Genomic DNA, 8,628 nt, shown 5'->3' with positions numbered 1-8,628 from the left:
TTTTTTCTGTTGTGTATTATACTGTTTCATAGATATTCCTTTTTGTTTTTTTTAGCAATTTAAATTATAAGGAATATCTCATTTTTTTTAAACTAAAAGTGTGCAATATCTATGGAACTTAAACAATCATAAATATTATAATACTATTGCTATTTATTTTATGATATATTACAATTTTCGCTAATAAATTATGAGTATTTTCGGAGCGATATAAATGTCTAAATTATCAGATAAAAAATTAATTGATTATATTAATGAAGTAGACAGTCCATTACCTGCCCCCGGAGGTGGAAGTGTTATGGGAGTTATTGGAAGTTTAGGATGTGCTTTGGCTGGAATGGTTGTACATCTCACTATAAACAAAAAAAAGTTTTTAGAATTAAATAAAGAAGAACAAGATTCTTTTAATAATGCTATAGAAAAAATAAAAGAAATAAAATCGCATTTAATGGATATAATAGATAAAGACGCTGAAAATTTAAATATATTTATGAATGTAATGAAAATGCCTAAAAATACAGAAGAAGAAAAAGAGAAAAGAAAAGCTGCTATCTCAGAAGCTGCAGAAAAATTAATATCTGTTCCTTTCAATGCTTTGAAATGCTGCTATGAATTAGTAGAGTTTTTTGATATAATACTAAAATATGGAAATGAAGGCGTTATTACAGATATACTTAGTGCATACATATTAATATTTGCATGTGCTAAAGGTTCTATATTGAATATCAATATTAATATACCTTTTATCAACAATAAGAATATTGCCGATAATATCAAATCTAATAGCAAGCAATACATTAAGGTTATAGAAAATAAATATTATAGTATAGAAAATGAAATATTATTGTTTAAATTATAATAAAATAATAATATTTATTATCTTCTTTTTATCTAACATTATATTATAAATATAATATTTTTTATATGAAATTCTAATTTTATTTTTTATATTGATATTTTATTCATATTATGATAATCTTTGTAATACAACAAGGGTTTATAAAATATAAAATGGAATGAAATATATCACCTTTTATTACTAATATTTTGATATAATTATCTAGATTATTTTTAAATAATGTTTTAACTGCAAATATATTTTGTTCTTTACATATGTTTTTATAATTTTATTCTTAAAAAAATCTCCTTGTCCTTAATGTTAAGTTATATATTTAAAAATAGGGGGTTCAAATGAGTATAACAACTAAACATATGATATCTTTAAGTGAAGAGGAAAAGGAAAAAATTAAAGAATTTATAAAAAAAGAAAATAAATCAAAAAGACTAATCTCTAGGGCTAATATTATTCTAGCATTAGATGAAAAAAAGAACACAGGGCTTACTCATACAGATATCGCTAAACAATATAATGTTACATATCATACAGTGGTAAATATAATTAATGAATATATAAAATCAGGATTAGATGAAACTCTTACATATAAAAGAAATCCTAATAGCAATAGAAAAAAGAAACAGACTAATTAAGATAAATAATATTTCTATGTACGGGACAATTTATTTTCTAAAATTATTTTTAATACTCTCGCACATGAAAGAATATCAGGTTTAATATCTTTAAACATATCTTTTGCATTCTCATATACATTACTAGTCAAATTAATTCCAAAATCTATACCCCTATCAATATTTCCAGTCATAACTAAATCATCTGTTATAACAACTCCATTAAAACCTAAATCTTTTTCTAATATATCAGCATATTTTTTGGACATGCTGGCTGGATATTTATCATCTATATATTTATTTTTTATATGAGAAACTAAAACCATCTCAGCACCTGCCTCTATTGCTTTTTTAAAAGGCAGAAATTCTTTTGAAATCAAATCATTAGTATTTTTATCAATACTTGGAAAATCATTATGAGAGTTAACAACTGTATCACCATGACCTGGAAAATGCTTTAGTACGCTTATTATTCCAGCATCTTTTTGAGCTTTAACTACAGCAGCAGCCATCTTAGATACTGTATCAGCATTTGTAGAAAAACTTCTATTATAGATATATGAATTAGTATCATTAGGTATATCACATAATGGTCCTAATATCATATTTATTCCTAAATCCAATAAAAATTTAGATTTCTGATATGCTATATTATATGCATATTTTATACTATTAGAATCGCCTATATTTTTAGGAGAAATATCTTTTAATTTATCAAAATTTATGCGATTAACTTCTCCTCCTTCCTGATCTATAGATATAAGCATATTAGGATTAACATATTGCCTCAAATCTGATGTTAACTGTTTTAATTGTTTTTCATTTTCAATATTATAACTAAATAGTATAACTCCCATTATATTATTATCTTTAAGTGTTTTTATGGTTTCCTTTGAAAGCACCTTATCTTTTATACCAACCATTAATAAAAGTCCATTTCTCTCTTTTTCATCCATCTTGGCAACTTCATCTATATAATAAGATAAATCAGGGTAATCTTTTTTTAATTGTTCTATATATGTTATTTCCTCCTGTGCATTAGGAGTTTTTTTACATGCATATATAAATGATAATATCAAAAATAAACAAAATATACTATTTACAATCTTTTTATTAAATTTAATACTTTTGAACATACTTCTAAATCCATTTCCTTAATATCATTTTCAATTATAGTTTTTATATTCTTTATATTTTTATAAAAAACATTCAATCCGAAACCAATTGCATTTTTATTATCATTAATGTAATCAGTCATTATAATACCTTTAAATTTCATATCATTAATTAAAAAATCTCTATACTTTTCAGAATCTTTTATATGACTCATTACTATAATGTCGGCATTAGCTTTTATACCAGCTAAAAATGTTTCTCTATTATCAATAATACTTTCTAAATTTTTTGTTTCCTTATCTATATATAACTCATCATCATAGTATTTTGGAAAATATTTTAATGCTGTTATAATCCCAACTTCTTTTTGAGCCTTTACAGTTTGATATACAAGTCTTGAAGCTAATATTTTATCATTGGTAAAGATATTTTCTTTTAAATGTGATTTTTCACTACAATATGTATTGCATATAGGAGATAATATCATATTAATGCCTATAGATTTTAATTTCATTGCCCTTTCATAGGCTATTTTGTATGCATATTCTTCGCTTTTTCTCTCTCCTATATAACTAGGATAAACTTTAAATTTCTGATGATATGCTATATTATAAGTAGCTTTATAATCCTGATCCAATGCTATAAATATCTTTCTATTAATTTTTCTTTTTATACTTTTGATTAACTCATATAATGAATACATCTCTAAATTATCAATATTTATTATAATTCCTGATATATTGGTATTATTAAGAATATTAATTAAATTTTCATCATAATTTTTTAAAGATAATATAGTTAATACTTCTTTAGGATTCTTAATATTATTTAAATTTATTTTTCTGTTTCTATCAATATTAAAATGATTAATAAATAAGAAAACCAATATAATAAATAATATTATAGTAATTATAATTATATACAACATTATTAAATTTTAATTTAAATATTTAATTATATTCTCAGCAATATATATAGCATCTTCTTCTTTCAATGTACTATATAAAGGAAGAGTTATTTGATTTTTATACATATTAAATGCATTTTTATAATTATCTATACTATAACCCAAATCAATATAAGCCTTATGTGCAGGCAAAGGTAAATAATGTACATTTAAAATTATTCCTATTTCAGACATTTTATCTATAAGCAAATCTCTATCCTCCTCTTCAAAATCTTTTATTCTCATCAAATAAAGATGATAAGAAGATTCGCTATAATCATTCTTAAAATTCGGAAGAATAATTTTTTTATTATTACATAAAATATTATTATAAATATCTGTAATTTTTTTTCTATGATTAAGCATTGAATCATATCTTCTTAACTGTGATAATCCTATAGCAGCATGCAAATCGCTCATATTGCATTTATATCCTGCCAATTCAATATTATATCTCCAAGCACCTTTACCACCTTTATTTTTATCAAAGGCACTTTTACTCTGTCCATGAAGTGACAAAATAGAAAGTTCTTTATATATATCATCAGCATTAATATTTCCTATATCATTAAAAGATAAAGCACCGCCCTCTGAAGTTGTTATATTTTTAACGGCATGAAAAGAGAAAGAAGAGATATCCGCCTGAGAGCCTGTTCTTTTTCCTTTATAAATGGAGCCTATTGAATGTGCAGCATCAAGTAAGAATAAAGGTCTTTTTAATTCTTTTTGATATTTATTTTCTGAAGCTCTAAACAAATCTTTTTTATTTTCAAGTATTTTTAAAATACCATCATAATCGCAAGGCATTCCACCTATATCCACAGTGATAACGGCTTTTGTTTTATCAGTTATAGCATTTTCTAATTTTTTCAAATCTATATTAAAACTATCCATATCATCAGAAGCATCTATAAATACAACTTTTGCTCCCAAATGAACTATAACATTAGCAGTTGAAGTATAAGTATAAGCAGGTACTATAACTTCATCGCCCTCTCCCACTCCGAATATTTGTAAAGTCATTTCCATAGCTGAAGTAGCACTTGAAAATAATTTTACTCTTTTAACATCTATATATTTACAAAGCTCTTCTTCAAATTCTTTATTAACAGGACCTGTTGTTATCCAGCCTGATTTCATAACTTTAATTACTGCTTCTATTTCACTATCTGTTATATCAGGAGGCGAAAAAGGTATTTTCTTATTCATAATTTATTCCTTCTATAATATTACTACAACATTAATTACTTTACATAATAAATAATTATGTTTACTAAATAATTAATATATAATATATAAAAAATAAATCAATAAACATTTAATAATTACATATAAATTTTGAATTCATTTATTCAAGTTAATAATGTGTTTTCAAGAATTTTTTATTCATATATTGACTATAATAAAGAAATACTAAAAAATCAATTAATTTTAGCAAATTATTCTAATTCCCGCCCTCAATATTTATTATTTCATTTTAAATTGTAATCTTTATTTCTTTACTGCTTCAAATGAAAAAGCATACCCACCCAAATTTTAATTAGATATATAATCAACTAAACGCCTCATTAATAATTTTTTAATTAAATAAAAATTAATGATTGACATTTTATAAGTTTTATAATAGATTAAAGAAATATGCGGAGTGGGTAAACGCGGTATTTAAATAACTAATACTGAGGAAAGTCCGTACCTCTAAAGGGCATCATGCAAGCTAACGGCTTGAAGGTGAAAGCCTATGGAAAGTGCAGCAGAAAATATACCGCCAATTTGGTAAGGGTGAAAAGGCATGGTAAAAGCATACCGCATTTGTGGCAACATAAATGGCATTGTAAACCCCATGAGAGGCAAGAGCAAACAGAAACGGATCGCCCTTTTCCTATGTTTCAGGTAGCTCGCTGGAATATTATAGTGATATAATATCAAGATAAATGTTTACCTTAAATGACAGAATACGGCTTACAGCTCCGCTTACTTTTATAAAATTTTATATTTATCATCTATTTATAATAATAATTATATCATCAATTCATCTTTGGAAAGGCTTCTCTCTGGTAAAATCAGGTAAATAAGTTTCAGAACTCTCCATCTCCTGAACAAGTAAATTCTCAAATCCCAAATCAAGAGCATAATTCACTATATCATCATACTCTTTTTTTGTTATCTTTCTATTTATATTATCAAAAGTTAAAGCTTTAAATTTAGGATTATACTGAGACATTAAAGATATAGTACTTTTTAAAAAACCTCTTTCTTTCAATTCTATTAATACATCATAAGAATCGGATTCATTATTAGGAAGTATTAAATGCCTTATTATAATACCGCTTTGAGCAATTCCTTTATCATTAACAACTAAATCTCCAACTTGTTTTTTCATTATTTCTATAGTATTTATGGCAACATTAAAATAATTTTCAGCTCTAGAATATTTAAAAGCTTTATCATCAAAAACATATTTTAAATCAGGAAGATATATATCAATAATACCGTCTAAACAATCCAAAAGCTCCTTTGTATCATAACCATTTGTATTATATACTATTGGTAAATTAAGACCTTTTTCCAATGCTATTTTTAATCCTTTCAAAACAGGATATATAACATGAGTTGCACTAACTAAATTGATATTCAAAGCATTTTGTTTTTCTAAATCCAAAAAATATTCAGCTAATGTTTCAATATCTATTATCTCTCCTATCCCATCAGAACTTATTTGATGATTCTGACAAAATACACAGCTTAAATTGCAGCTTGAAAAAAATACTGTACCACTTCCATTATCTCCAACAAGCATAGGTTCTTCTCCAAAATGCAAAGTATGAGATGCAGTTTTTATATGATTGGTATCTTCAAATATTTTGCATCTTCCTATTTTATTATTATTTCTATTTACATTGCATATATGTCCACAACATATACAGTTGTCATATAGAAGTTTTGCTTTTTCTATTGCTCTATCTATTGTTTGTAAATGTTTTTTATTATACAAAATTTATACTGCTCTTATTATTTTTTTAATTTCATTTAAATTTTGAAACTAATAGAAGTATTATACTAAAATTATCTTTGTTTGTCAAAATAAAAAATGCTCTAATAGTATATAAAGTTTTTGATAATTGAAATTTTGATAATTTTAATTTATAATGCGAAAATAACAATACATATAGAGAGTAAAACTATGAAAAATATTCTTTCCATTATTTCCATTTTTATTTTAATAGTTTCGATAATTTCATGCGGTGGCAATAAAGAAACTAAGCAAATGGAAAATACTCAAACTAATCAAACAGAAACTAATAAAGTATATGTTAATCCTACAACTACAAATGAAAATAATAATACAGATATTGATCTTAATTTTAATGAAACTACATATACTAATGAATATATTCAAGGTACAGAGTTAGACCCTATGACTACAGGATACAAAAAAATAGATGAAATACTTAATGAACATAAATATAAAGCACCAATATACGAAATATCAAAATTATTAGCAGAGGAAGGACTAGAAGGAAAAATTACTGAAATGACAAATTTTGGTGATAAATACATATATAAAGATTCCACTCCTTTGTTTTTGGCAGTACAATTCGGATACAATGATTTGGCAAAAGAGCTTATAAAAGAAGGTGCAGATGTTAATACAAGAGCAAGCGATATGGAAACAGAAGGCGGTATTGATATGCTTTACTATGCCGTTAAAAATAATAATCCTGAAATGACTAAAATTTTAATTGATAAAGGACTTGATAAAAATAGAGATTATGGTTATGAATATTCTTATTATTTAACAGATATTGCTATTGGCAACAACAATCTTGATGTACTTAAACTTCTTGTAAAAAGAGGAGATTCAAAGCAAACTTTAATTCCTGATGCAGTAAAGAAGAATAATATAGAAATGGTTAAATATTTATTATCTATAGGACAAGATATAGATGCTCAAAAATTTTTTGACGGACTTTGGGTTGATTCTCCTTTGAAAGTAGCTGCTGAAAACGGATATATAGAAATGGCTAAATTTTTAATTGCTGAAGGAGCAAATTTAAACTCAGTTGATGATTATATGTTTTATGGATATAAAAATTATGATATAGCTAAATTGTTAATAGATAATGATGTTTTTAATCTTAATACTAATACAACTAGAGAAGAAGCTATAAAATTAGTAAAAGATGAAAAATATTATGAAATAGAAAAATTATTATCAAGCGAAGATTCCAATAATATAGACGGATATGATGAATTGATGAATGCTGTATCTAAAGGCGATATGAAAACATTAGAAAAACTTATAAAAGATGATACAGATTTGAATAAACAATATGATAAGATTACACCTCTTGGTTTAGCTGCTGCTAGAAATGATAAAGAGATGGTTAAATTCTTAGTAGAAAAAGGTGCTGATATAAATTTAGAAGACGGATACGGATATACTCCTTTAATAAGAGCAATGAAGTATCATAATACAACTTTAGTTAAAAATATTATTGATTTGAAACCTGATTTAAATGCTATATGTTCAGCAACAGGAGATACTCCTTTAACATATTTAGTACGTGAAGTTTGGTTTGGAACAGATGTTTGTTACTATATGATAAAAAACGGTGCTGATGCAAATAAACAAAATGATAATGGAGATACTCCATTAATAGTTGCCGTAGAAAATATTATTGGAAGTTATGGTATGTTAGGAGTACTTATAAATATGGGAGCCGATTATAATATTAAAAACAAAGAAGGAAAAACAGCTATGGATATAGTTATAGAAGAAGATGACAAATCAGCACTTCATCATTTAAATAATCCAAGCGATTTAGAAACTTATCTTAATTACTAATAAATAATAAAATAAAAAGTGTATGCATTATATATGTATGCACTTTTTTATTGTAATAATATTTGGGGCTGTCCTAGATAACTTAAATTTGTTATAATTTAGTTATGAAACGAAGTAAATTAAGCTGAGAAAAACAATTAAAGTTAATAGAACATTTTGTTGCAGGAACTACAGCCCGAACAGCTTCTGTTTTAATAGGTGTTAATAAAACAACAGCATCATATTATTTTTTAAGATTAAGAGAATTAATTTT

The 8,628-nt window shown here is 25.0% G+C and carries 7 protein-coding genes, 1 other RNA gene and 1 pseudogene; 5 read left to right on the top strand and 4 right to left on the bottom strand.

The features are described from left to right. Nucleotides 1-214: 214 nt before the first annotated feature. Both Q1J76_RS10095 and Q1J76_RS10090 read left to right on the top strand, forming a co-directional pair. Nucleotides 215-859 carry a cyclodeaminase/cyclohydrolase family protein gene (locus tag Q1J76_RS10095; protein ID WP_300369951.1) on the top strand — a complete coding sequence of 215 codons (645 nt, stop codon included), beginning with the start codon at nt 215-217 and terminating at the stop codon, nt 857-859. A gap of 332 nt (nt 860-1,191) precedes the next feature. After that, nucleotides 1,192-1,488 (top strand): helix-turn-helix domain-containing protein, encoded by a 297-nt coding sequence (locus Q1J76_RS10090; protein WP_300369950.1) that lies wholly within the window; start codon nt 1,192-1,194, stop codon nt 1,486-1,488. Between the two features lie 14 nt (nt 1,489-1,502). Here the strand turns inward: Q1J76_RS10090 and Q1J76_RS10085 are convergent, their stop codons facing one another. Genes Q1J76_RS10085 through Q1J76_RS10075 form a run of 3 tightly spaced genes read right to left on the bottom strand, consistent with a single transcriptional unit; the run spans nt 1,503 to nt 4,738 of the window. Further along, nucleotides 1,503-2,603, bottom strand: a complete 1,101-nt coding sequence (locus Q1J76_RS10085) for a glycoside hydrolase family 3 N-terminal domain-containing protein (RefSeq protein WP_300369949.1) — start codon at nt 2,601-2,603, stop codon at nt 1,503-1,505. Continuing rightward, nucleotides 2,567-3,511: a glycoside hydrolase family 3 N-terminal domain-containing protein gene (locus tag Q1J76_RS10080; RefSeq protein ID WP_300369948.1), complete on the bottom strand. Its 945-nt coding sequence runs from the start codon at nt 3,509-3,511 to the stop codon at nt 2,567-2,569. Before Q1J76_RS10080 ends, Q1J76_RS10085 begins: the two co-directional genes overlap by 37 nt. Nucleotides 3,512-3,520: 9 nt before the next feature. Beyond that, entirely contained in the window at nt 3,521-4,738 is a 1,218-nt protein-coding gene (locus Q1J76_RS10075; protein WP_300369947.1) for a DegT/DnrJ/EryC1/StrS family aminotransferase, read from the bottom strand. Between the two features lie 428 nt (nt 4,739-5,166). On the opposite strand from Q1J76_RS10075, the gene rnpB reads away from it, so the two are divergent. After that, an RNA gene (gene rnpB, locus Q1J76_RS10070) (RNase P RNA component class A) lies at nt 5,167-5,507 on the top strand. A 51-nt stretch (nt 5,508-5,558) separates the two neighbouring features. On the opposite strand, the gene Q1J76_RS10065 is transcribed toward rnpB, so the two are convergent. Next, nucleotides 5,559-6,524 carry a radical SAM protein gene (locus Q1J76_RS10065; RefSeq protein ID WP_367182127.1) on the bottom strand — a complete coding sequence of 322 codons (966 nt, stop codon included), beginning with the start codon at nt 6,522-6,524 and terminating at the stop codon, nt 5,559-5,561. Nucleotides 6,525-6,710: 186 nt separating this feature from the next. Between Q1J76_RS10065 and Q1J76_RS10060 the strand changes: the two genes are divergently transcribed. Together Q1J76_RS10060 and Q1J76_RS10055 are read left to right on the top strand one after the other, a co-directional pair. Next, the gene (locus tag Q1J76_RS10060) at nt 6,711-8,375 is read left to right on the top strand and encodes an ankyrin repeat domain-containing protein (RefSeq protein ID WP_300369945.1); all 1,665 of its coding nucleotides are present in this window, start codon (nt 6,711-6,713) and stop codon (nt 8,373-8,375) included. 146 nt (nt 8,376-8,521) lie between these two features. Then, a pseudogene (locus tag Q1J76_RS10055) lies at nt 8,522-8,628 on the top strand (IS1595 family transposase); the annotation flags it as partial.

The sequence above is a fragment of the Brachyspira sp. genome (genome assembly GCF_029258575.1).
Lineage (GTDB): Bacteria > Spirochaetota > Brachyspiria > Brachyspirales > Brachyspiraceae > Brachyspira.
This window is presented reverse-complemented; position numbering and strand designations above follow the sequence as displayed.

Coding starts and splice junctions, on each gene's coding strand:
- Q1J76_RS10095 (WP_300369951.1), top strand. CDS start 215: ATGTCTAAATTATCAGATAAAAAATTAATTGATTATATTAATGAAGTA.
- Q1J76_RS10090 (WP_300369950.1), top strand. CDS start 1,192: ATGAGTATAACAACTAAACATATGATATCTTTAAGTGAAGAGGAAAAG.
- Q1J76_RS10085 (WP_300369949.1), bottom strand. CDS start 2,603: ATGTTCAAAAGTATTAAATTTAATAAAAAGATTGTAAATAGTATATTT.
- Q1J76_RS10080 (WP_300369948.1), bottom strand. CDS start 3,511: ATGTTGTATATAATTATAATTACTATAATATTATTTATTATATTGGTT.
- Q1J76_RS10075 (WP_300369947.1), bottom strand. CDS start 4,738: ATGAATAAGAAAATACCTTTTTCGCCTCCTGATATAACAGATAGTGAA.
- Q1J76_RS10060 (WP_300369945.1), top strand. CDS start 6,711: ATGAAAAATATTCTTTCCATTATTTCCATTTTTATTTTAATAGTTTCG.